The sequence below is a fragment of the Enterobacter cloacae complex sp. P16RS2 genome (assembly GCF_014982155.1).
GTDB classification, from domain to species: domain Bacteria; phylum Pseudomonadota; class Gammaproteobacteria; order Enterobacterales; family Enterobacteriaceae; genus Enterobacter; species Enterobacter cloacae_M.
The window spans coordinates 86,538-108,440 of sequence record NZ_JADCKW010000009.1 but is presented as its reverse complement, the minus strand read 5'-3'; the positions used below and the strand labels follow the sequence as shown (position 1 = coordinate 108,440).

General features: G+C 54.1%; 24 protein-coding genes. 13 read left to right on the top strand and 11 right to left on the bottom strand.

Annotated features, from left to right (window positions below):
- Nucleotides 1–36: 36 nt before the first annotated feature.
- The 3 genes from sppA (at nt 37) to pncA (ending at nt 3,623) form a co-directional block, all read left to right on the top strand.
- Nucleotides 37–1,893: a signal peptide peptidase SppA gene (gene sppA / locus INF68_RS05515; RefSeq protein WP_126786194.1), complete on the top strand. Its 1,857-nt coding sequence runs from the start codon at nt 37–39 to the stop codon at nt 1,891–1,893.
- A gap of 62 nt (nt 1,894–1,955) precedes the next feature.
- Nucleotides 1,956–2,972: an asparaginase gene (gene ansA, locus INF68_RS05510; RefSeq protein ID WP_008500705.1), complete on the top strand. Its 1,017-nt coding sequence runs from the start codon at nt 1,956–1,958 to the stop codon at nt 2,970–2,972.
- A 9-nt stretch (nt 2,973–2,981) separates the two neighbouring features.
- Nucleotides 2,982–3,623 (top strand): bifunctional nicotinamidase/pyrazinamidase, encoded by a 642-nt coding sequence (pncA, locus tag INF68_RS05505; protein WP_064791064.1) that lies wholly within the window; start codon nt 2,982–2,984, stop codon nt 3,621–3,623.
- Between the two features lie 45 nt (nt 3,624–3,668).
- Here pncA and INF68_RS05500 read toward each other — a convergent pair whose 3' ends face one another.
- Both INF68_RS05500 and msrB read right to left on the bottom strand, forming a co-directional pair.
- The gene (locus INF68_RS05500) at nt 3,669–3,947 is read right to left on the bottom strand and encodes a YeaC family protein (RefSeq protein WP_126786195.1); all 279 of its coding nucleotides are present in this window, start codon (nt 3,945–3,947) and stop codon (nt 3,669–3,671) included.
- A 41-nt stretch (nt 3,948–3,988) separates the two neighbouring features.
- On the bottom strand, nt 3,989–4,402 hold the full coding sequence (gene msrB / locus INF68_RS05495) for a peptide-methionine (R)-S-oxide reductase MsrB (RefSeq protein WP_008500710.1): 414 nt from the start codon (nt 4,400–4,402) through the stop codon (nt 3,989–3,991).
- A gap of 340 nt (nt 4,403–4,742) precedes the next feature.
- On the opposite strand from msrB, the gene gapA reads away from it, so the two are divergent.
- Both gapA and INF68_RS05485 read left to right on the top strand, forming a co-directional pair.
- Nucleotides 4,743–5,738 (top strand): glyceraldehyde-3-phosphate dehydrogenase, encoded by a 996-nt coding sequence (gene gapA, locus INF68_RS05490; protein ID WP_023311257.1) that lies wholly within the window; start codon nt 4,743–4,745, stop codon nt 5,736–5,738.
- A gap of 74 nt (nt 5,739–5,812) precedes the next feature.
- On the top strand, nt 5,813–6,697 hold the full coding sequence (locus tag INF68_RS05485; protein WP_126786196.1) for a D-hexose-6-phosphate mutarotase: 885 nt from the start codon (nt 5,813–5,815) through the stop codon (nt 6,695–6,697).
- A 78-nt stretch (nt 6,698–6,775) separates the two neighbouring features.
- Here INF68_RS05485 and INF68_RS05480 read toward each other — a convergent pair whose 3' ends face one another.
- Entirely contained in the window at nt 6,776–7,522 is a 747-nt protein-coding gene (locus INF68_RS05480) for a MipA/OmpV family protein (RefSeq protein ID WP_126786197.1), read from the bottom strand.
- Nucleotides 7,523–7,953: 431 nt separating this feature from the next.
- On the opposite strand from INF68_RS05480, the gene yeaG reads away from it, so the two are divergent.
- From yeaG to INF68_RS05465, 3 genes are all read left to right on the top strand, one after another.
- Complete coding sequence (gene yeaG, locus INF68_RS05475; protein ID WP_008500713.1) at nt 7,954–9,888, top strand: protein kinase YeaG; 1,935 nt, start codon at nt 7,954–7,956, stop codon at nt 9,886–9,888.
- A 75-nt stretch (nt 9,889–9,963) separates the two neighbouring features.
- Complete coding sequence (locus INF68_RS05470; RefSeq protein WP_032651499.1) at nt 9,964–11,247, top strand: YeaH/YhbH family protein; 1,284 nt, start codon at nt 9,964–9,966, stop codon at nt 11,245–11,247.
- Between the two features lie 99 nt (nt 11,248–11,346).
- Nucleotides 11,347–11,847, top strand: a complete 501-nt coding sequence (locus INF68_RS05465; protein ID WP_126786198.1) for a YbaK/prolyl-tRNA synthetase associated domain-containing protein — start codon at nt 11,347–11,349, stop codon at nt 11,845–11,847.
- A 21-nt stretch (nt 11,848–11,868) separates the two neighbouring features.
- On the opposite strand, the gene yoaI is transcribed toward INF68_RS05465, so the two are convergent.
- Nucleotides 11,869–11,973 carry a small membrane protein YoaI gene (gene yoaI / locus INF68_RS05460; RefSeq protein WP_010430055.1) on the bottom strand — a complete coding sequence of 35 codons (105 nt, stop codon included), beginning with the start codon at nt 11,971–11,973 and terminating at the stop codon, nt 11,869–11,871.
- Between the two features lie 145 nt (nt 11,974–12,118).
- Here yoaI and INF68_RS05455 point away from each other — a divergent pair, with 145 nt between their 5' ends.
- Nucleotides 12,119–12,565 carry a DUF441 domain-containing protein gene (locus tag INF68_RS05455; RefSeq protein ID WP_023311252.1) on the top strand — a complete coding sequence of 149 codons (447 nt, stop codon included), beginning with the start codon at nt 12,119–12,121 and terminating at the stop codon, nt 12,563–12,565.
- Here the strand turns inward: INF68_RS05455 and INF68_RS05450 are convergent.
- A complete protein-coding gene (locus INF68_RS05450; RefSeq protein ID WP_126786199.1) occupies nt 12,549–13,340 on the bottom strand; it encodes a helix-turn-helix domain-containing protein in 792 nt (263 codons plus the stop codon). The genes INF68_RS05455 and INF68_RS05450 overlap by 17 nt on opposite strands.
- Before the next feature lie 99 nt (nt 13,341–13,439).
- On the opposite strand from INF68_RS05450, the gene INF68_RS05445 reads away from it, so the two are divergent.
- Complete coding sequence (locus tag INF68_RS05445) at nt 13,440–14,627, top strand: CynX/NimT family MFS transporter (protein ID WP_109844440.1); 1,188 nt, start codon at nt 13,440–13,442, stop codon at nt 14,625–14,627.
- 31 nt (nt 14,628–14,658) lie between these two features.
- On the opposite strand, the gene INF68_RS05440 is transcribed toward INF68_RS05445, so the two are convergent.
- Nucleotides 14,659–15,366, bottom strand: coding sequence for a CTP synthase (locus tag INF68_RS05440; protein WP_126786200.1), 708 nt, complete (start codon nt 15,364–15,366; stop codon nt 14,659–14,661).
- 101 nt (nt 15,367–15,467) lie between these two features.
- Between INF68_RS05440 and INF68_RS05435 the strand changes: the two genes are divergently transcribed.
- A complete protein-coding gene (locus tag INF68_RS05435) occupies nt 15,468–15,812 on the top strand; it encodes a DUF488 domain-containing protein (RefSeq protein WP_126786201.1) in 345 nt (114 codons plus the stop codon).
- On the opposite strand, the gene INF68_RS05430 is transcribed toward INF68_RS05435, so the two are convergent.
- A complete protein-coding gene (locus INF68_RS05430) occupies nt 15,813–16,118 on the bottom strand; it encodes a hypothetical protein (RefSeq protein ID WP_023311247.1) in 306 nt (101 codons plus the stop codon). It lies immediately after the preceding gene.
- 80 nt (nt 16,119–16,198) lie between these two features.
- Nucleotides 16,199–16,453 (bottom strand): DUF333 domain-containing protein, encoded by a 255-nt coding sequence (locus INF68_RS05425; protein WP_126786202.1) that lies wholly within the window; start codon nt 16,451–16,453, stop codon nt 16,199–16,201.
- Nucleotides 16,454–16,762: 309 nt separating this feature from the next.
- On the opposite strand from INF68_RS05425, the gene INF68_RS05420 reads away from it, so the two are divergent.
- Together INF68_RS05420 and INF68_RS05415 are read left to right on the top strand one after the other, a co-directional pair.
- A complete protein-coding gene (locus tag INF68_RS05420) occupies nt 16,763–17,791 on the top strand; it encodes a sensor domain-containing diguanylate cyclase (RefSeq protein ID WP_126786232.1) in 1,029 nt (342 codons plus the stop codon).
- Between the two features lie 45 nt (nt 17,792–17,836).
- Nucleotides 17,837–17,935: a YoaK family small membrane protein gene (locus INF68_RS05415; protein ID WP_029739841.1), complete on the top strand. Its 99-nt coding sequence runs from the start codon at nt 17,837–17,839 to the stop codon at nt 17,933–17,935.
- A 130-nt stretch (nt 17,936–18,065) separates the two neighbouring features.
- Here INF68_RS05415 and INF68_RS05410 read toward each other — a convergent pair whose 3' ends face one another.
- From INF68_RS05410 to INF68_RS05400, 3 genes are all read right to left on the bottom strand, one after another.
- On the bottom strand, nt 18,066–18,314 hold the full coding sequence (locus INF68_RS05410) for a GlsB/YeaQ/YmgE family stress response membrane protein (RefSeq protein ID WP_008500746.1): 249 nt from the start codon (nt 18,312–18,314) through the stop codon (nt 18,066–18,068).
- A 285-nt stretch (nt 18,315–18,599) separates the two neighbouring features.
- Nucleotides 18,600–20,084: a diguanylate cyclase gene (locus INF68_RS05405; protein WP_370552422.1), complete on the bottom strand. Its 1,485-nt coding sequence runs from the start codon at nt 20,082–20,084 to the stop codon at nt 18,600–18,602.
- 113 nt (nt 20,085–20,197) lie between these two features.
- Nucleotides 20,198–21,748 carry a cyclic diguanylate phosphodiesterase gene (locus INF68_RS05400; protein WP_227412798.1) on the bottom strand — a complete coding sequence of 517 codons (1,551 nt, stop codon included), beginning with the start codon at nt 21,746–21,748 and terminating at the stop codon, nt 20,198–20,200.
- Between the last annotated feature and the right edge of the window lie 155 nt (nt 21,749–21,903).

Genomic DNA, 21,903 nt, shown 5'->3' with positions numbered 1-21,903 from the left:
CGACGGAAACAGTCATTTTCTGGTTAGGGAGAATACATGCGAACCCTTTGGCGAATCATTGCCGGTTTCTTTAAATGGACGTGGCGACTGCTCAACTTCGTCCGCAACCTGGTGATGAACATCTTCTTCATTTTTCTGGTTCTGGTTTGCGCGGGAATCTGGATGCACATCAGTAACGCAAATCAGGCGCAGCATTCGACCCGCGGGGCGCTGTTACTCGATATCACCGGCGTTATTGTTGATAAACCTTCCGCCAGCAGCCGTCTGGGCGTAATCAGCCGTCAGCTGTTTGGCGCGACATCAGACCGTCTGCAGGAAAACTCCCTGTTCGATATCGTCGATACCATCCGCCAGGCCAAAGACGACCGGAACATCACCGGGATCGTGCTGGATCTGAAAGATTTTGCCGGAGGCGATCAGCCGTCGATGCAGTACATCGGTAAAGCGCTGCGCGAATTCCGCGACAGCGGCAAGCCGGTGATTGCCGTGGGCGACAGCTACAGCCAGGGGCAATATTACCTGGCGAGCTTCGCCAATAAGATCTGGCTCTCACCGCAGGGGACGGTGGATCTGCACGGCTTTGCCACCAACGGTCTGTACTACAAATCCCTGCTCGACAAGCTGAAGGTCACCACCCACGTCTTCCGTGTCGGCACGTACAAATCCGCCGTCGAGCCGTTTATCCGCGACGACATGTCTCCAGCCGCCCGCGAAGCGGACAGCCGCTGGATTGGCGAGCTGTGGCAGAACTATCTCGGCACCGTTGCCGCTAACCGTCAGATTACGCCTGAGCAGGCATTCCCTGGCGCGCAGGGCGTGCTCGAAGGCCTGCGTAAGGTTGACGGTGATACCGCAAAATATGCGCTCGATAACAAACTGGTCGATGCCCTGGGCACCAGCGCCGAGATTGAAAAATCCCTGAGCAAACAGTTTGGCTGGAGCAAAGAGGACAAAAATTACAGCGCCATCAGCATGTATGATTACTCGACGAAAAAGCCGGATGAGAACGGTGACAGCGTCGCGGTGGTCTTTGCCAACGGTGCGATCATGGACGGTCAGGAGACCCCGGGGAACGTGGGCGGCGATACTACCGCGTCGCAAATCCGCGATGCTCGCCTCGATCCGAAAGTGAAGGCAATTGTCCTGCGGGTCAACAGCCCTGGCGGCAGCGTCAGCGCCTCCGAGGTGATCCGCGCTGAACTTGCCGCGGCCCGCGCCGCAGGCAAGCCGGTCGTCGTCTCAATGGGCGGAATGGCCGCCTCCGGAGGTTACTGGATCTCAACACCAGCCAACTACATCGTGGCTAACCCTAGCACGCTGACCGGTTCGATTGGCATCTTCGGGGTAATCAACACCGTGGAGAACAGCCTGGATTCTCTTGGCGTGCATACCGATGGCGTGGCCACCTCTCCGCTGGCGGATGTGTCGGTGACCAAATCCCTGCCGCCGGAAGTCTCTGAGATGATGCAGCTCAGCATTGAGAACGGCTATAAGCGCTTTATCACCCTGGTAGCGGACTCGCGTAAAAAGACGCCTGAGCAGATCGACCAGATCGCGCAGGGCCACGTCTGGACCGGCCAGGATGCGAAGAGCAACGGTCTGGTGGACAGCCTGGGCGACTTCGATGACGCGGTGAAGAAAGCCGCCGAACTGGCGAAGCTGAAACAGTGGCATATCGAGTATTACCAGGACGAACCGTCGTTCTTCGATATGGTCATGGACAGCATGTCCGGCTCGGTACGTGCCATGCTGCCGGAGGCGCTGCAGGCTTACCTGCCTGCGCCTGTCGCCACGGCGGCAAAAGCGATGAAGGCGGAAAGCGATAAGCTTGCGGCCTTTAACGATCCACAGAGTCGTTACGCGTTTTGCCTGACCTGCGCTAACGTCCGTTAAAACCGTCCCCTCTTCTCGCGAAGAGGGGATTTTTTTCTTTTGAAGAACAAGAACTCACTACCATGCAGAAGAAATCGATTTATGTAGCCTACACTGGCGGTACCATCGGTATGCAGCGCTCTGAAAACGGCTATATCCCCGTCTCCGGCCACCTGCAGCGTCAGCTTGCACTGATGCCAGAATTTCACCGTCCGGAAATGCCTGACTTTACCATCCACGAATACGAGCCGCTGATGGACTCCTCTGACATGACGCCGGAAGACTGGCAGCATATCGCGGATGATATTAAAGCCCATTACGACCAGTACGACGGCTTCGTGATCCTGCACGGCACCGACACCATGGCGTTTACCGCCTCGGCGCTCTCCTTCATGCTGGAGAACCTGAGCAAGCCGGTTATCGTCACCGGGTCGCAAATCCCGCTGGCGGAGCTGCGCTCGGACGGGCAGATCAACCTGCTAAACTCTCTCTACGTGGCGGCGAATTACCCGATTAACGAAGTGTCGCTGTTCTTTAATAACCGTCTGTATCGCGGCAACCGCACCACCAAAGCCCATGCTGACGGTTTTGACGCCTTCGCCTCCCCTAACCTGCAGCCGCTGCTGGAGGCCGGAATTCATATCCGTCGTCTGGGCACGCCGCCTGCGCCGAACACCGCCGGCGAGCTGATCGTGCATCCGATCACTCCGCAGCCGATTGGCGTGGTCACTATCTATCCGGGTATCTCTGCCGACGTGGTGCGTAACTTCCTTCGCCAGCCGGTGAAAGCGCTGATCCTGCGCTCCTATGGCGTAGGTAATGCCCCGCAGAACGGCGAATTCCTGAAAGAGCTCCAGGAAGCCAGCGAGCGCGGAATTGTGGTTGTGAATCTGACCCAGTGTATGTCCGGAAAGGTCAACATGGGCGGCTATGCCACCGGCAACGCGCTGGCGCATGCGGGAGTCATCAGCGGCTTCGATATGACCGTGGAGGCAACGCTGACTAAACTTCACTATTTACTGAGTCAGGATCTGGACATTCAGTCCATTCGCAGCGCGATGATGCAAAACCTGCGCGGCGAGCTGACCCCGGACGAATAAGGAGTGCTCATGAAGCAACGCGCCCTGCTACTGGTCGATTTGCAAAATGATTTCTGCGCGGGCGGTGCGCTGGCCGTCGCCGAAGGTGACAGCACCGTTGACGTGGCAAACACGCTGATTGACTGGTGCAAAGCCCGAGGTGTAGCAGTTGTCGCAAGCCAGGACTGGCACCCGGCGAACCACGGCAGTTTTGCCAGCCAGCACAACGTCGAGCCTTTCACTCAGGGGGAACTCGACGGGCTGGCGCAAACCTTCTGGCCGGATCACTGCGTACAGCAGACGGAAGGCGCGGAGCTGCATCCGCTCCTGAATCAGAAAGCCGTCGACGCGGTGTTCCATAAAGGTGAAAACCCGGCTATCGACAGCTATAGCGCGTTTTTTGATAACGGGCATCGCCAGAAAACGGCGCTGGACGCGTGGTTACGCCATCACGAAATCACGGAGCTGATCGTGCTGGGCCTGGCGACGGATTACTGCGTGAAGTTTACCGTGCTGGACGCGCTCCAGTTGGGGTATACCGTCAGCGTCATCACCGACGGCTGTCGCGGGGTGAACATTCACCCGCAGGACAGCGCTCAGGCGTTTATGGATATGGCTGCGGAAGGCGCAACGCTGTATACGCTCGAAGACTGGCTGGAAACGCAGGCGTAGTCTTTTACGCCCTCTCCCTGTGGGAGAGGGTATCAAGCTGCACCGTTATTGCATTTTCATCGTCGCAATTGGCTTCGGCGTGATGCCAAAGTCTTCTTTCAGCTCACGCTTGCTCTTCATGACCATCTGGCCTTTGGTGTCGATCGTCATGTGCTGCGCGTCGGTGTTATTGCGCGCCTGCCACAGCATCACCAGCTGCAAACTGTTCTCTTTTTGCTCCGGCGTCAGCGCAACGCCGTCGGGCCATTTTCCCAGTTCTACGGCGGTCACCAGACGCTGATAAATCTCCGGCGTCATGCCGTTAATCATGTCATCAATATTCACTCTCGCGCCCTTTCAAAGGAATAATTTGCTGAATCGTTTTTTCAACCCTTAATCTGGTCACCGTTTTCATCATCGGTGAAGCTCATTGAGGCCGAATTTACGCAGAAACGCTCGCCCGTAGGCTGTGGGCCATCCGGGAAGACGTGCCCAAGGTGCGCATCGCAGTTGCCGCAGCGAATTTCCGTACGCACCATGCCGTGCGACGAGTCGGTCAGGTAGCGGATGGCCTCATCGCTCACCGGCTCGTAGAAACTCGGCCAGCCGCAGCCAGAATCAAATTTCGTTTGTGAATTGAACAGGGGCGCATCGCAGACCAGGCAGTGGTAGACGCCGTCTCGCTTGTTGTGCAGTAAACGCCCGGTGAACGGCGGTTCCGTTCCGTGATTCTGCGTCACGTAAAACTGCATTTCTGTGAGGTTTTTTTTCAAATCGTCAGGGTTACGTTGGTTCGACATATGCTTACATCTCGCTGTAGAAACAGACATCTTTCAACCCGGATTCTAACAAAACATTAACACCCTTGCGTGCACTTTTGATCTAAACTTATGTGTCGCGAATAAGCGGTCAGGCAATTGTGATCATGTTCACATTTTTATCCTGCGATGACTTTAAAATCCCGGCTCAGCCCCCATATGGGTGCAAGCTCAAAGGGAAAGTGAGGCGAGTCAGTCGCACAAACGTTAGTCACAGGATTGATTTGTCGCAATGATTGACACGATTCCGCTTGACGCTGCGTAAGGTTTTTGTAATTTTACAGGCAACCTTTTATTCACTAACAAATAGCTGGTGGAATATATGACTATCAAAGTAGGTATCAACGGTTTTGGCCGTATCGGCCGTATTGTTTTCCGTGCTGCTCAGAAACGTTCTGACATCGAAATCGTTGGTATCAACGATCTCCTGGACGCTGAATACATGGCGTACATGCTGAAGTACGACTCAACTCACGGTCGTTTCGACGGCACCGTTGAAGTGAAAGACGGCCACCTGGTTGTTAATGGCAAAACCATCCGCGTTACTGCTGAAAAAGACCCAGCTAACCTGAAATGGAACGAAATCGGTGTTGACGTTGTTGCTGAAGCAACCGGTATCTTCCTGACCGACGAAACTGCGCGTAAACACATCACCGCGGGTGCGAAGAAAGTTGTTCTGACTGGTCCTTCCAAAGACAACACCCCAATGTTCGTTCGTGGTGCAAACTTCGAAACTTACGCTGGCCAGGATATCGTGTCTAACGCATCCTGCACCACCAACTGCCTGGCACCGCTGGCTAAAGTTATCAACGACAACTTCGGCATCATCGAAGGTCTGATGACTACCGTTCACGCAACCACCGCTACTCAGAAAACCGTTGATGGCCCGTCTCACAAAGACTGGCGCGGCGGCCGTGGCGCGGCTCAGAACATCATCCCATCCTCTACCGGTGCTGCTAAAGCTGTAGGTAAAGTACTGCCAGAACTGAATGGCAAACTGACTGGTATGGCGTTCCGCGTTCCAACTCCTAACGTATCCGTTGTTGACCTGACCGTTCGTCTGGAAAAAGCTGCTTCTTATGAAGAAATTAAGAAAGCAATCAAAGCTGCTTCCGAAGGCGCAATGAAAGGCGTTCTGGGCTACACCGAAGACGACGTTGTATCTACCGATTTCAACGGCGAAATCTGCACTTCAGTATTCGATGCTAAAGCAGGTATCGCACTGAACGACAACTTCGTTAAACTGGTTTCCTGGTACGACAACGAAACCGGCTACTCTAACAAAGTACTGGACCTGATCGCTCACATCTCCAAATAAGTTGAGATGAGTGTTTGATCCAAAAAGGCGACTTCGGTCGCCTTTTTTATTGTTTTTAGACAGAGGATTGCTTAATGATTAATAAAATTTTTGCACTTCCGGTAGTCGAACAACTTACCCCTGTGCTCTCCCGCCGTCAGATTGACGGTGCCGACGTTATCGTCGTTGATCATCCGCGCGTCAAAGCGTCCGTGGCGCTGAACGGCGCCCACCTGCTCTCCTGGAAACCGGAAGGCGAAGCCGAAGGTTTGTGGCTGAGCGATGCGACCTCCTTCAAAAAAGGGGCGGCTATTCGCGGTGGCGTGCCGATCTGCTGGCCGTGGTTCGGCCCGTCCACACAGCCGGGTTTGCCGTCTCACGGTTTTGCCCGCAACCAGCAGTGGACGCTGAAAGCGCATAACGAAGATGACAACGGCGCAGTGCTGACCTTTGAGCTGCAGGCTAATGATGAAACCCGCGCCCTCTGGCCTCACGATTTCACCCTGTATGCCCGCTTCAAACTGGGTAAAACCTGTGAAATCGAACTGGAAGCTCACGGCGAGTTCGAAACCACCTCTGCCCTGCACACCTATTTCAACGTGGGTGATATCAGCGCAGTGAAGGTGAGTGGCCTGGGCGATACCTATATTGATAAAGTCGATAACGCGAAAAAAGGCAAACTGAGCGACGGCGTTCAGGCATTCCCTGACCGTACCGACCGCGTTTACCTGCACCCGGAAGCGTGCAGCGTGATCCACGACGGCGCCCTGAACCGCGGCATCGAGGTGGTACATCACCACCATAGCAACGTGGTGGGCTGGAACCCGGGTCCGGCGCTGTCTGTCAGCATGGCCGACGTGCCTGACGACGGTTATAAAACGTTCGTCTGCGTGGAAACCGCCTGCGTGACCACCCCGCAGAAAGCGAGTGAAGAAAAACCGTCTCGTTTAGGGCAGACGATCCGCATTGTTAACCGATAATCTCGCCGCACCACGCTAAAGCAAACGGGGCCCAAGCGCCCCGTTTTAATGCATCAATTGCACGATATTAGTGCGCAATCAGAACTTGTAGCTCACACCCACAGAGAAGATGCCTGCCCAGGACTTATCGACCATCGGGCTATCCTTCACTTCGTCGCTCAGACGCTCATAGCGGCCGGTACCGTACACGCTCCAGTCGCCAAGGAAGTTGTAGCTCGCGGTCAGCTCCAGGTAAGGATCCCAGCCGTCATCTGCACTGTAGCTTTTCAGACCACTGCGGCGGGACTCGTTTTTAGAGACGCCGTAATAGTAGTCGTTGTAGTTCTCGCTGTTGTACTGCACACCGATTCCCGGCGTCAGCGTGAGCCCACCGTTGGTGTAGCGGTACAACCAGGCCAGATCCCAGATAAAACCGTTGCTGTTGTCCAGCGTGTCACCCGCCAGGGCCGTACGCAGGAAGCCATACTCGGTGTTATGTACATACGAGAGCCCGGCCATCATGGTGCTTTTACGCTTGTCGAGCTGGCGAAGCGCATGGCTGTCGCTGTCACCCGGCTTGAAGTGCGTTGGGTCGTAGTAGGCCATGATGGAGAGCTTATCGGCCTTATCGTTCCAGAGATAGTAGCCGCCGCCGAGCCCGCGGAACCAGACGTTGTCGCCTTCATAGGTGATAACGGGAACAGGATAAACATCACGGTCATACTGTTTATACGGGCTGTTAATGACGCCAACACCCGCGCCAACCGTCCACTGACTTTCCGCCTGTGCGGTGCTTACTGCGGTCGCGGCAAGGATGCCTAATGCCAGAAGTTTGAGTTTGGTCACAATCCATTCTTTCCTGTAGTCAAATAATCAGCGGGTGAAGTGTAACCGCCATTCCCGTACATCCCAAAATTTTTTGCCTGCTAATCAGTCTGATTAACCCGTTATTTTTAACTTTTCAGATGACAACCCGCTTTCATTTATATGACCGCTGAATGAAAAACGTGCATTTGTCTTATAGCGACAGTGGAAATTTTTGGATGAGTTATTGATATGTCATTGAAAGTAGATTTTCTGGGCATGCAAGTTTTGCAAATGCCATCTACGCTTTAATTTAAGAAGAGTTTTCCTGAACACCCTGCGGTTCTTAGCGTCTGACCTGGCACACAGGTTGCTGCTCTGGCAGTGAGGTGCGAGAGATTCTCTTCCGGGAGCCTCCACTACTCATACGAACGGCTCTTATCCTGTGCTAAAAAACGAAAGGACGGCATGCCATGAATATATTCGATCACTATCGCCAGCGCTATGAAGCTGCCAAGGACGAAGAGTTCACACTGCAGGAGTTTCTTACCATCTGTCGGCAAGATCGCAGTGCCTATGCCAATGCGGCAGAACGGCTATTGATGGCTATTGGTGAGCCAAACATGGTTGACACTGCCCTGGAGCCTCGGCTTTCCCGTCTCTTTTCGAATCGGGTGGTCGCCCGATACCCGGCGTTTGAAGAGTTCTATGGTATGGAAGATGCCATCGAACAGATTGTCTCCTATCTGAAGCATGCCGCTCAGGGTCTGGAAGAGAAGAAACAGATCCTCTATTTACTCGGCCCGGTGGGTGGCGGTAAGTCCTCGCTGGCTGAACGCCTGAAGTCGCTGATGCAGCGCGTCCCTATCTATGTGCTGAGCGCCAACGGTGAACGCAGCCCGGTGAACGACCATCCGCTGTGCCTGTTCAATCCGCAGGAAGACGCGCAGATTCTGGATAAAGAGTATGGCATCCCGCGTCGCTACCTCGGGACCATCATGTCGCCGTGGGCGGCAAAACGCCTGCACGAGTTTGGTGGCGACATCACAAAATTCCGCGTGGTGAAGGTCTGGCCGTCTATCCTTGAGCAGATCGCCATCGCCAAAACAGAACCCGGTGATGAGAACAACCAGGATATCTCGGCTCTGGTAGGTAAAGTCGATATCCGCAAGCTGGAAAACTTCGCGCAAAACGATCCGGACGCCTACGGTTACTCAGGCGCGCTGTGCCGTGCGAACCAGGGGATTATGGAATTCGTCGAGATGTTTAAAGCACCGATTAAGGTGCTGCATCCCCTGCTGACGGCTACGCAGGAAGGCAACTACAACGGGACGGAAGGTATCTCCGCCCTGCCGTTTAACGGGATTATTCTCGCCCACTCGAACGAATCTGAATGGGTGACCTTCCGTAATAACAAAAACAATGAGGCCTTCCTTGACCGCGTGTACATCGTCAAGGTGCCTTATTGCCTGCGGATCTCCGAAGAGATCAAAATTTACGAGAAACTGCTTAACCACAGCGAGCTGGTGCACGCCCCCTGCGCGCCCGGCACGCTGGAAACGCTGTCGCGCTTCTCCATCCTTTCGCGTCTGAAAGAGCCGGAAAACTCCAGCATCTACTCGAAAATGCGCGTCTATGACGGTGAAAGTCTGAAAGATACTGACCCGAAAGCGAAATCGTATCAGGAGTACCGCGATTACGCTGGCGTCGACGAGGGGATGAACGGTCTGTCCACGCGTTTCGCGTTTAAGATCCTCTCCCGCGTCTTTAACTTCGACCATGCGGAAGTGGCGGCCAACCCGGTTCATCTGTTCTACGTGCTGGAGCAGCAAATCGAACGCGAGCAGTTCCCGCAGGAGCAGGCTGAACGCTACCTTGAGTTCCTCAAAGGTTACCTGATCCCGAAATACGCCGAGTTCATTGGCAAAGAGATCCAGACGGCCTACCTGGAATCCTATTCAGAATACGGGCAGAACATTTTCGACCGTTACGTCACCTATGCTGACTTCTGGATCCAGGATCAGGAGTACCGCGACCCGGATACCGGCCAGCTGTTTGACCGTGAATCCCTGAACGCGGAGCTGGAAAAAATCGAGAAGCCTGCCGGGATCAGCAATCCGAAAGACTTCCGTAACGAGATTGTGAACTTCGTCCTGCGCGCCAGAGCGCATAACAACGGGCGCAATCCGAACTGGACCAGCTACGAGAAACTGCGCACGGTCATTGAGAAGAAAATGTTCTCCAATACCGAAGAGCTGCTGCCGGTGATCTCGTTTAACGCCAAAACCTCAACCGATGAGCAGAAAAAGCACGACGACTTTGTCGACCGTATGATGGAAAAAGGCTACACCCGCAAGCAGGTCCGCCTGCTCTGCGAATGGTATCTGCGCGTGCGTAAATCGTCTTAAAAACAAGTGCCCGGTGGCGGTTAGCGCTGACCGGGCCTACAAAATGCAAGTTGGCAAATGCAGTACGGGGGGTATATGACCTGGTTTATTGACCGGCGTCTTAACGGCAAAAACAAGAGCACGGTGAACCGCCAGCGCTTCTTGCGTCGTTATAAAGCGCAAATTAAACAGTCTATCTCCGAGGCCATCAACAAACGCTCGGTGACCGACGTCGACAGCGGCGAGTCTGTCTCCATCCCCACCGATGACATCAGCGAACCGATGTTTCATCAGGGGCGAGGCGGCCTGCGCCATCGCGTACACCCAGGTAATGACCACTTCGTTCAGAACGACAGAATTGAGCGTCCTCAGGGCGGCGGCGGTGGTTCAGGAAGCGGTCAGGGACAGGCCAGCCAGGACGGTGAAGGTCAGGACGAATTTGTCTTCCAGATTTCGAAAGACGAATATCTCGACCTGCTGTTTGAAGACCTGGCGCTGCCGAATCTGAAAAAGAATCAGCATCGTCAGCTTAATGAATACAAAACCCATCGCGCGGGCTATACCGCCAACGGCGTGCCCGCCAATATCAGCGTCGTGCGTTCGTTGCAGAATTCGCTGGCGCGACGAACGGCCATGACGGCGGGCAAACGGCGCGAACTACGCGAGCTGGAGAGCAGCCTGAAGGTCGTGGAGAACACGGAACCGGCGCAACTGCTGGAAGAGGAGCGCCTGCGTAAAGAGATTGCGGAACTAAGAGCGAAGATCGAACGGGTACCGTTTATCGACACCTTCGACCTGCGCTACAAGAATTACGAAAAACGCCCCGAGCCCTCCAGCCAGGCGGTAATGTTCTGTCTGATGGACGTGTCCGGCTCGATGGACCAGGCCACGAAGGATATGGCGAAACGTTTTTATATTCTGCTCTACCTGTTCCTGAGCAGAACCTATAAGAACGTGGAGGTGGTTTATATTCGTCACCATACTCAGGCGAAAGAAGTAGATGAACATGAGTTCTTTTACTCGCAGGAGACCGGCGGGACCATCGTATCAAGCGCTCTGAAGCTGATGGATGAAGTGGTCAAAGAGCGTTACGACCCGGCGCAGTGGAATATTTATGCCGCGCAGGCGTCCGATGGCGACAACTGGGCCGATGACTCACCGCTGTGTCACGAGATTCTGGCGAAGAAAATTCTGCCGGTGGTTCGTTACTACAGCTATATAGAAATTACCCGTCGCGCGCACCAGACCCTGTGGCGGGAGTATGAACATCTGCAGGCAATGTTCGATAATTTTGCCATGCAGCATATCCGTGACCAGGATGATATTTATCCGGTGTTCAGGGAGCTGTTCCACAAGCAATCTGCTACCAGCAACGCATAACCCAACAGCCAGCGAACGCGCTGGCTGTTTTCTTTCGACCCCGTTCATCCCGTGCTAATGTAGAACGCTGCATACTGGATTATCACCGGGAAAATCGTTATGACTGACGACGTTATTGGAACAGGCACCCACCAGCAGCTTATTACCTTACTCACAGAGCAGGGCGCGCGGTTTCGCGTCATGGAGCACGAGGCGGTCGGGAAATGTGAAGCGGTAAGTGAAATTCGCGGGACCGATCTGCGACAAGGCGCAAAGGCCCTCGTCTGCAAGGTGAAGGGAAACGGCGTAAAAAAACACGTTCTGGCGATCCTCGCCGCCGATCTGCAGGCCGACCTGGGCCAGCTTGCCAGCCATTTTGGCGGGCTGAAGGCCTCCCTCGCCAGCCCGGCTGAGGTCGATACCCTGACCGCCTGCGTTTTCGGCGCGATTCCGCCCTTTAGCTTCCATCCTGATTTGGCGCTGGTTGCCGACCCGCTGCTGTTCGAGCGCTTTGACGAAATCGCCTTTAACGCCGGTTTACTGGAGAAATCCGTGATAATGGATACCCAGGATTATCTGCGCATCGCCCGTCCTGAGCTGGTGACCTTCCACAAAGCGTAACCGCTATGGCTGGCGACCCCGTCACCCTTTTCTTTCCAGAAACAGCACGGAGGCGACGAGAATAACGGCAATAGCGAAAAACGATGAGGAGATAATCAGCGTTTCAACAAACATGTGATCGTTCATGATGGCGACCCCTTTTGCGATATCTGCCTCCGTTTTAATCAGCGTAAATGACAAGGTTATGACAACAATAAAATCTTTTTAAAACTACCCTGCGTCGCGTTTGCGCGTACTGTAAGCAGGTTAATTATTTTGGCAAGGATTCCCTATGTTTGACCCTACTCTTCTCATTCTTCTGGCACTCGCCGCGCTCGGCTTTGTCAGCCATAACACCACCGTCGCCATCTCGATTCTGGTGCTGATTATTGTTCGCGTGACCCCGTTAAATAGCTTTTTCCCGTGGATAGAAAAACAGGGCCTCACCATCGGGATCATCATCTTAACCATCGGGGTAATGGCGCCCATCGCCAGCGGCACGCTTCCCGCCTCAACGCTGCTGCATTCGTTTGTAAACTGGAAATCGCTGGTGGCGATCGCGGTGGGAATTTTTGTGTCATGGCTGGGCGGACGCGGCGTTACGCTGATGAGCAGCCAGCCCTCGCTGGTGGCGGGTCTGTTGGTGGGCACCGTGCTGGGCGTGGCGCTCTTTCGCGGCGTGCCGGTCGGCCCGCTGATTGCGGCGGGCCTGGTCTCTCTGTTTATTGGGAAGTCGTAGTCAGGCTGGCCATATAACGCGCCGGCGTCTGGCCGAGTCCCTTCCTGAACATGGTGATAAACGCGGTGGTAGAGTCATAGCCGAGTGACTGTGCCACCTGCTGTACCGATTTCCCACCAATCAAATGCTGTAAGGCCACAATCAACTGCAGCTGGTGGCGCCAGCGGCGAAAGCTTAAACCGGTCTCTTTCACCACCAGCCGCGCCAGGCTGCGTTCGCTCATGGCAAAGTGGCTCGCCCACTGAGTCAGCGTCTGCCAGGCGGCGGGCTCTTCCGCCATTTTCTCGCTCATCAGCCGAATTTTAGGATGGGGCGAGACGGGCAGCTGCAGATGCTCCTGACGCTGGAGCGGCAGCTCGTCAAACAGAACGTCCACCAGGCGCGACGTGGTCGCAAGAGAGAGCTGTTCACGCGATTTTTCCGCCAGGGATAAAATCAGTTCCCGCACCAGAGGGGAGATTTTCAGGGTGCAGCAGCGGTCGGGCAAGCTTGCCGCCCCCGGCTCAATGAACAAAAAGCAGAGCTGCGCCCCCGGGGTAGCCCTGTTGCTGTGCGGCATTTGCCCGGGGATCCAGACGGCGTACTGGGGCGGAACCATCAGCATGGCATTTTCCACTTCGCAGGTGATCGCGCCGCCGAGGGCGAGAATCAGCTGCCCCTTACGGTGATGATGTCGGGGAATATACTGTTCCTCCGCCACCACGCGGATGCGAAATGCGACGGCCGCATCGTGCTGGCTATCGGGATCATAGCCGTCCAGTCCCAGACCAATCATCAGTTTGTCCGATTTTAGCGATAAACTGTCATTTTAGCCTGATTTCAACCGCCGGGAAAATCGGTATTGTGTGCGCTCGCTTGAACGTATGAGAACATAATGACTACTGCTATTCGCACCTCAGGAAAACACGGCGCGCTGTTGATTGCAGGCATCCTGATGATTGCCACTACGCTTCGCGTCACCTTTACCGGCGCAGCCCCGCTGCTCGACACTATTCGTCTTGATTATGGCTTAAGCACGGCGCAAACCGGTCTGCTGACTACCCTGCCCCTGCTGGCTTTCGCCCTTGTCTCACCGCTCGCCGCAGGCGTTGCCCGACGTATCGGCATGGAGCGCAGCCTGTTTGTCGCCCTGCTGCTGATTTGCGCCGGAATTGCACTTCGCTCGCTACCTTCCGCCGCGCTGCTTTTCATCGGAACCGCGGTCATCGGCTGCGGGATTGCGCTCGGTAACGTGCTGTTACCCGGATTAATTAAGCGTGACTTCCCGGGTCAGGTAGCCCGACTCACCGGAGCCTATTCCCTGACGATGGGCGTCTCGGCGGCCTTCGGCTCAGCGATGATTGTTCCCCTGGCGCAGGGTAGCGCGGGCTGGCATGGCGCGCTGCTGATGCTGATGGCGTTTCCGCTGGTCGCGCTGCTGCTCTGGCTGCCGCAGTGGCGTCAGAAACACGTTGCGACGGTAACGGGCGCTGGCGCGCTGCATAATCGCGCCATCTGGCGCTCGGCCCTCGCCTGGCAGGTGACGCTCTTTTTGGGGATTAACTCGCTGATTTACTACGTCATCATCGGCTGGCTGCCGGCGATATTGCTCAGCCACGGCTACAGCGAAGCGCAGGCCGGCTCGGTGCACGGGCTGTTGCAGCTGGCCACGGCCGTGCCGGGGCTTGCCGTTCCTCTGGTACTCCACCGTCTGAAAGATCAGCGGGGGATCGCAGGTGCGGTGGCGCTGATGTGCGCGGTAAGCGCGGCGGGGCTATGGTTTATGCCTGACATGGCGGTGATGTGGACGCTGGTGTTTGGCTTTGGCTCCGGAGCAACGATGATCCTCGGCCTGACGTTCATCGGCCTGCGCGCCAGCTCTGCGCACCAGGCTGCGGCGCTGTCCGGCATGGCGCAGTCGATTGGCTATCTGCTCGCCGCCTGCGGCCCTCCGCTGATGGGGAAAATTCACGATAGCGCGGGAGACTGGCAAATCCCGCTTCTGGGCTGCGCCCTGGCCGCCGTGATAATGGCGCTCTGCGGCGTGCTTGCCGGGCGAGACCGGGAGATCGCGCCCCGTTAAACAGTGTGGCAGACCCTCGGGTCTGCCTTTTTTACCCACGAGCGGCGCGCAGCATCGCCTGCACCAGCACGACCGGACGGCCTTCCAGCGCGGCACGCTCGTGCTGGAATAAGGTAATCACGAAGAACGGATGCGTAACCAGCTCTGCGGCGCGAATTTCCCCCTGTTCGTCCCACCCCGTAACGTGCATATCACCGCTTTCCAGCGCCTGGGAAAACGCCGGCGACACGCCATAGCTACAGTGATAGCCCTCTTCAATTTCCGGCTTGCCGTACGCTTTCGCGATCAGCGTATTTTTGCGCAGCTCAATGGCATCGGTTTTTTCCACCAGCGAACAGGCCAGCGGCGCAATCACCATGGTGCCTTCGGTATCCGTCTCGGCATGTGCCGCATCGGCCCAGCCCAACACATTGCGGGCATACTCAATCAGCGCGTGCTGGAATCCGCCGCAGGTGCCAAGGAATGGAATGCCGTTTTCACGCGCATAGCGCGCGGCGATAAAAGCCGCCTCGGTGTTTTTATAGGGGCTGGCAGGCACCAGCCAGATGGCATCGTAGCCCACCAGATCTTCAGGGCTTGTCAGCTCCGTGGTGGCAAGCCAGTCGTAATCGGCGGTGAGGTCAAGGACTGCGGCGGCGTCGTCAATGGCTAGCGGGATCGCCTGATGCGCAATAACACTGGGATTGTAATCGCCAACCAGCGCAATGCGCAGCGTCGTTTTAACCGGGAGGTGTTCCATGAAAGGTTCCTTATGCCAGAGTATTATCAGATAACATAAGGAACCTCAGACTACCGATCTTCTGCAATTATCACAATACCTTAAATTGGGAGGGTGGAATTATGATTCAATGCAAACGCGTATACGAGCAGGCTGGCCCGGACGACGGCTATCGGGTGCTGGTGGACAAACTGTGGCCGCGCGGGGTTAAAAAGACGGACCTCGCGTATGATGAATGGTGTAAAGCGCTCACGCCCTCGAATGAATTACGCAAGGCCTTTCATAGCGAAACCATTGATTTCGCCGCCTTCCGTAAGGCCTATAAGGAAGAGCTGGCGCAGCATGCTGACGAGGGAATGCGTCTTGCGACGCTGGCGAACAGGCAGACCGTCACCCTGCTCTTTGCTGCCAAAGACACGAAGCAAAATCACGCCCTGGTATTAGCCGACTGGCTGCGCCATCTCTGATCAGCCGATCGCCAGCTCGTCAAGCATTTGCGGCGCTTCATCGGGGGTGAGCGGCATCAGATGTTCGGCGCGGACAAAGGCAAAGCCGTGCTGATTGTCAAAGGCATAAACATCGCCAGTCACCAGCCAAAGCGCGCGATCGGCGGTAGCGGGTAATTGCGTCATCACGCCGTTGACCGGGTTAACGAAACGCAGGCCGGGCTGACACAGGCCAAACAGCTCAACAGATTTACCAATATTGCGACGGCCTGACGCCGTGCGGGCACCGATGATCATCGCCATGCTGCCCGGTTTAAGCTGAAACATACTTCTCTCACGGTAACGGTAGCCAGGGTCTGGCTAAGAATAATCCTAAAGAGAAGTGTATCGCAGGCAATATACGTCTGTCACCTGGTGGGTTGCGGACGATCGCGACGGTAGAGCGTCCATTCATCAATCACTTCGCCGCCCGGTAGTTTGCACTCCGTGCGTACGCCCTGCGGGCTTTGAACCGGGATCTGTTCCCCGCCTTTCTCCAGGCAGTAGACGGAAGCCGGGTTCGCCATACCGATAACGTGCGGCGGTTTCGGCGCATCGGGTGGCGTAGTTTTTGCGGTGCAGGCGGCAAGGGGAAGCGCCAGCGCCAGAAGCAGAAATCTCATCTCATTGATCCTTTTGACGTCATTACAGTCTAAGGGTAACGGGTCATCGCCCCTTTCTCCATGATTTCTCCATTTTAACTGCACTTTTCAACACTATAGTGTGGCATGTTCTCGATATGACCAGAGAACATCATTCCGTAATCAAGATGTCTTTGCCCCGGTCTCAACAACGGGGCCTTTTTTCTATCCTGCGGCCCCCTCCCTGCATATATTAAATTTTTTATATTCATGTTTTACTATGCCTGAAGTCTAAAAACTCAGCATAACATGCAGATGCAGACGTCTTCTGCCTGGGAGTCATTCTACGTCATGTCGGATATTATCCTTGCCCGTGTTTCAGAAACCCTCGCCACTGAACAATCCCTTGAAGGTCTCGTTCGTCAGCTGCTGGAGATGCTGGAGATCGTGACTGACATGGAGTCGACTTACCTCACCAAGGTAGATATCGAAGCCCGACTGCAGCATATCCTCTACGCCCGCAACAGCAAGCAGATGACAATCCCTGAGGGGCTGAGCGTCCCTTGGGATGAAACGCTGTGTAAGCGCGCGCTGGATAGCGACACCGTATTCAGCAACGACGTTCCCGAACGCTGGCCGGAGTGCGAGGCGGCGAAAGCGCTCGGCATTACGACCTACATGAGTATTCCTGTCCATCTTGCGGATGGTTCACTTTACGGAACGCTCTGCGCCACCAGCACGGCCAGAAAGCCGCTAAGCGAGCGCGGTGAACAGGTTCTGAAGTTATTCGCCGGACTGATTGCCCAGTCCATTCAGAAAGAGTCGCTGGTAACCCAGCTTCGCGAAGCCAATGCGGCCCTCATCGCGCACTCTTACACGGATGCCCTTACCGGTTTACCAAACCGTCGCGCCATTTTTGAAGATCTGACCACGCTGTTTTCCCTGGCGCGGCACCTTAAGCGTAACACCGTCATCGCGTTTATCGATCTGGATGATTTCAAGCTGATTAACGATCGTTACGGCCACGAAGCTGGCGACCAGTTCCTGATAGAAGTGGGCAAGCGTTTGACCGAAGAGAAACAGCAGGACGATATTATCGGTCGTCTGGGCGGGGATGAATTTCTGGTCGCGTCATTGAGTACATCCCACAGCGAAGGAGATAACGCGCAGGTCACGCTGCTCAAAACGCGCCTCAGCGCCTGTATTGCCGGTGAATACTGGCTGGGTAGCGTCAACCTCATTTACCCCGGGGCCAGCGTCGGCGTTATCGAAGTGAACCCTCGGGTAACCGATCCGGACAGCGCATTACGCGACGCGGATGTCGCGATGTATCAGGATAAGAAAGGAAAAAGCAAAACACGCTTTCTCACTATGGATTAACCCCGTACACTCTACGGCGTTATAGAAACCGAAACAGGTGATGGTATGAGAATAGGGATCCTCTTCCCGGTCGTTATTTTTATAACGGCGGTGATTTTTTTAGCATGGTTTTTTGTCGGTGGTTACGCGGCGCCTGGGGCATAAATGAGAAAAACGACCCTCATTATGCTGATCGTAGCCATCGCGGCGTTTGCCGGCGCGCAGCTTGGCTGGTGGTAAACCCGCCACGTAAAAAAGGCCGCCATCTGGCAGCCTTTTTTAACGCTTTTAAGCCTTAGCTTTTGATTTTTCTGTAGATAAACAGAACAACCAGCGCACCAATCACCGCGACGGCAAAGCTGCCGAAGTTAAAGCCATCGACTTTGCCAAAACCGAACAGCGTACTGATCCAGCCGCCGACTACTGCGCCGACAATACCCAGTATTACGGTGACGATAAACCCACCGCCATCTTTGCCCGGCATGATCCACTTCGCCAGAATACCCGCAATAAGCCCAAAGATAATCCAGGATAAAATTCCCATAACTTTCCTCTCTGTATGGTTTTTGTCATTAAATCAACGACACAAAAAAGAATAGCACAGGATTTCAGAAAGGAAATTTGTGACAGGCATCACAATGAGAGAGGGAGTAATTATTCATCAACAAAAAGAGCGTGCCACATAAACTGTGGGGTTGCATCTTTTGTTGAGAAAGATTATCTTTCTCAACACTGAATAGTTGAGCGAAACACTCAGGTATTCAGTACGACATTGCTCACATTGCTTCCAGTATTTCTTGCCCACTCCTGAGTGGGCTTTTTTTTCTGCTCATACCCCAACAAATGCGTAACGGTTACGTCCCGCGCGCTTTGCCTGATAGAGCGCCTGGTCAGCGGCAATAATGATATTTTGCTGGCTGCCAGCGATGTCGACGGCACGTGCGGTAGAAATCCCGACGCTGACCGTTACCCGTCCGAAGGGGCTAAAAGCATGCGCGATTTGCAGGGAAAACACGTTGCGAATAATCGTCTGCGCCAGTCGGAGCGCATCCTGAATATCCGTATCCGGCAATATCAGCGCAAATTCCTCTCCGCCGTAGCGCGCCACAATCTGATTATCACGGGTAAGGCTCTCCCTGAGACTGTTTCCCAGCAGCGCCAGACAACGGTCCCCTTCCGGATGGCCGTAGTTATCGTTGTATTTTTTGAAGTAGTCCACGTCCACAATCAGTATCGAAATCGCTGCGTCATGCGCGGCACAAGTCGCGATTTCCGAGAGGATTCTTTCATCAAAAATGCGGCGGTTATACAGCCCGGTCAACGCATCCTCGGAAGCGATAATCTTCAGCGCCTTATTATCTCTGGTTTTTCTGGATAAGTCGGAATACAGGAAGTACGACGCGACGATAAGTATCGCAGTGAAAACGAAAATGAGTAGCGCCAGCTGAATGGCCTGCTTGCGCCACGGTGCGAGGGCTTCATCAATGCTGACGGCCACGGTGGTCACCAGCCCGTAGCGTCGGTTTTTTTCATAGGCGTAAATGCGTTCGATTTTATCAAACCGCGAAACGGAACTGGCTATCCCGGTATTTTGTACCTTTAGGTATTTCCTGAAGAGGGGTGAATCAGAAAAAATCGTGCCGACGTAGGTATTTTTAAAGGGGTGACGGACCAGCAGCACGCCGGATTGCGTCGTTAAGCCAATGACGCCCAGGTGACCAATATTAATCTGCCCGTAAAGCGCGAGAAAATTCTCGATACCCAGCGTCACCACCACGACACCGTTAAATGCCCCGGTGTGGGTTTCAAGGCGACGACTAATGGTAATGACCCATTTGCCATTGGTTCTGCTTACCACGGGCTCACCAATAAAAATCTGCTGATTTTTATTTTCCTTGTGATAGATAAAAAATGACCTGTCCGATCCTTTGCGTGGGCCTGTAAAAGTTTCGTGCAACGCGGTAAAGATATCGCCCTGAGCGTCGTAAACAACCACATTATTAATCTGGGTAAGAAGATTATCCTGATCATTTATCATCCGCTGAATATTGGTCGCCTGTTGCGGCGTCATGCCATAAATTTCGATTATGTCGGAAACGGTAGTAATTAACATTTCGCTTTGGCGCATGATCCCCTCGGTGTAGACATCAAGGGTATGGCTCAGGTTAGCAACGCTGGTATTAATTTGCTGAATTGACTGCTGTCTGGACGTGGCAATTTGGACGGCAAGCGACAGCGAGATGATCAATGAGACAATGATGACGGTAATGGTTGTTGTGTAAAAAGTATTTTTCACATGCACGAGCTTTTCCACCTTATCACGCCTGACATCCCTGGCTGACAACTCTTGTCACTGTAACAAAGCTCGGGATAAGAGGAAAATGAATTGCACTTAAGCATGCAACAGAAGCTCGTCTTTATTTCGTGTTACAAACTAACGGTCTCCCTGGGTTTAGATAAAATGACTTTAATAAAATCGATATAGGAGACGGGCTTACCAAAATAATATCCCTGTAACAGGGTTATCTCATTACGGTTGAGATACTCCAGTTGCTCTTTTGTTTCTACGCCTTCAGCAACAATGCGTAAAGAGAGTTTTTTCGCCAGGTCAATGACGCAGTCCAGCAGGATCGTTGAGTCCTTTTCCTCTGAAACCCGGTTTACAAAGCTTTTATCAATTTTAATATAATCAATGGCCAGCGCATTAAGGCATGACAGCCCGGAATAACCCGTACCAAAATCATCCAGGGCAATAACAAAGCCGGCGTTATGCAGCATGTTAAGGTTTTCCACGAGGTGGGGATTATCGATCAGCGGTTCACGCTCGGTCACCTCGAGAACCAGTTTCACCTCTTTACCCTGAAACCCCTTCCCGAAGACGCGACAGTCACCGATAAATGAAGGCGCATTAATATGTCTGGCGCTGATGTTTACCCCGATATGAAACCCGTCCGGTAGCTTAGGCAACAGCGGCTTAAGCTGGGTCACCACTTTTGCCATTAACCCTTTGGTCAGCGGTATAATCAACCCGCTACGTTCGGCAATCGGAATAAAGACATCCGGCGGGATAAAGCCTGACTTTGGATGCTTCCATCTTGCCAGGACCTCAACGCCATATAACCCGCCGGTATCGCCGTTCACGATCGGCTGGTAATATGGCACGATCTCCCCCTGCAAAATGGCCTTACGTAAGTCGTCTTCAAATGAGGTACTTTTCCCCTTGTATCGGCGGATCAAAATACCCACCGCCACCGATAGCGCAAGAATAAGCAGTATCAGGCTCCATCCCTGTTGCAAAAGCCGCGTCAGGCTGAAAAAGGCAGGAGGTTGCCAGGCGAGACTGAAGGGAAATTGCGTTGATGCCGTAAGCGCTCCCGCCCAGGAGGCCGCTTTCCAGCCCCTCACGGCACCGTTGCGAACAAGCATGCTTTCGCCGACAACCAGCCCCAGATCCATGCTGTTCGATGCGCTTGCAATGACGTCCTGCAAATGCGCGTCACTGATGCTGACGATGACGCGCCCTCCCGCGATGGGCATTTGAAAGACAAGCACCGGAATGCCGTTCACCAGTCGACTGCCCGGTAACAGCAGCAATTTTTCGGCAGGTAACGTCTCAGGATGAATAATCAACACGCCATTCCCGGGAAGGGAAGTACAGATGATTTTACCCTGCTGCTCAATCATGATGGCGCGCAGATGCGGTTTTAGCGCTGCCTCTGTCCCCAGCGCCAGCTGTCCGCTACTGGTACACCCTTCGGCCGCAACGCGCTTCGCCGTGCTGGCCGCACTGACTGCTTCAGCCAGAATGTTTTCTATTTTTTGGGTGCTGGCCGTGGCGGTATGACTATTACTCAGCTTCTCCATCTGCCATAGCTGCCAGTTAATAATCAAAATGCCGCTCAGAAAAAGAAACAGAGCGCTAAGAATAGGGATCATCACGTTGCGCACGATGTTTTCCTTAATAGAAAAATCAAGCATGGGTGTTCTGGTTGAAGAGCCTGTGCTAACCCGGTATTGCTTATAACAATGAAAATAGCTTAGCTGAGAATTGTCTTAAAAAACTGATACTTTCGTATGACTTCACCTGCCGTCATTTACTCACATGACGTGACTATCAGGCTTGTTCCTTGCCC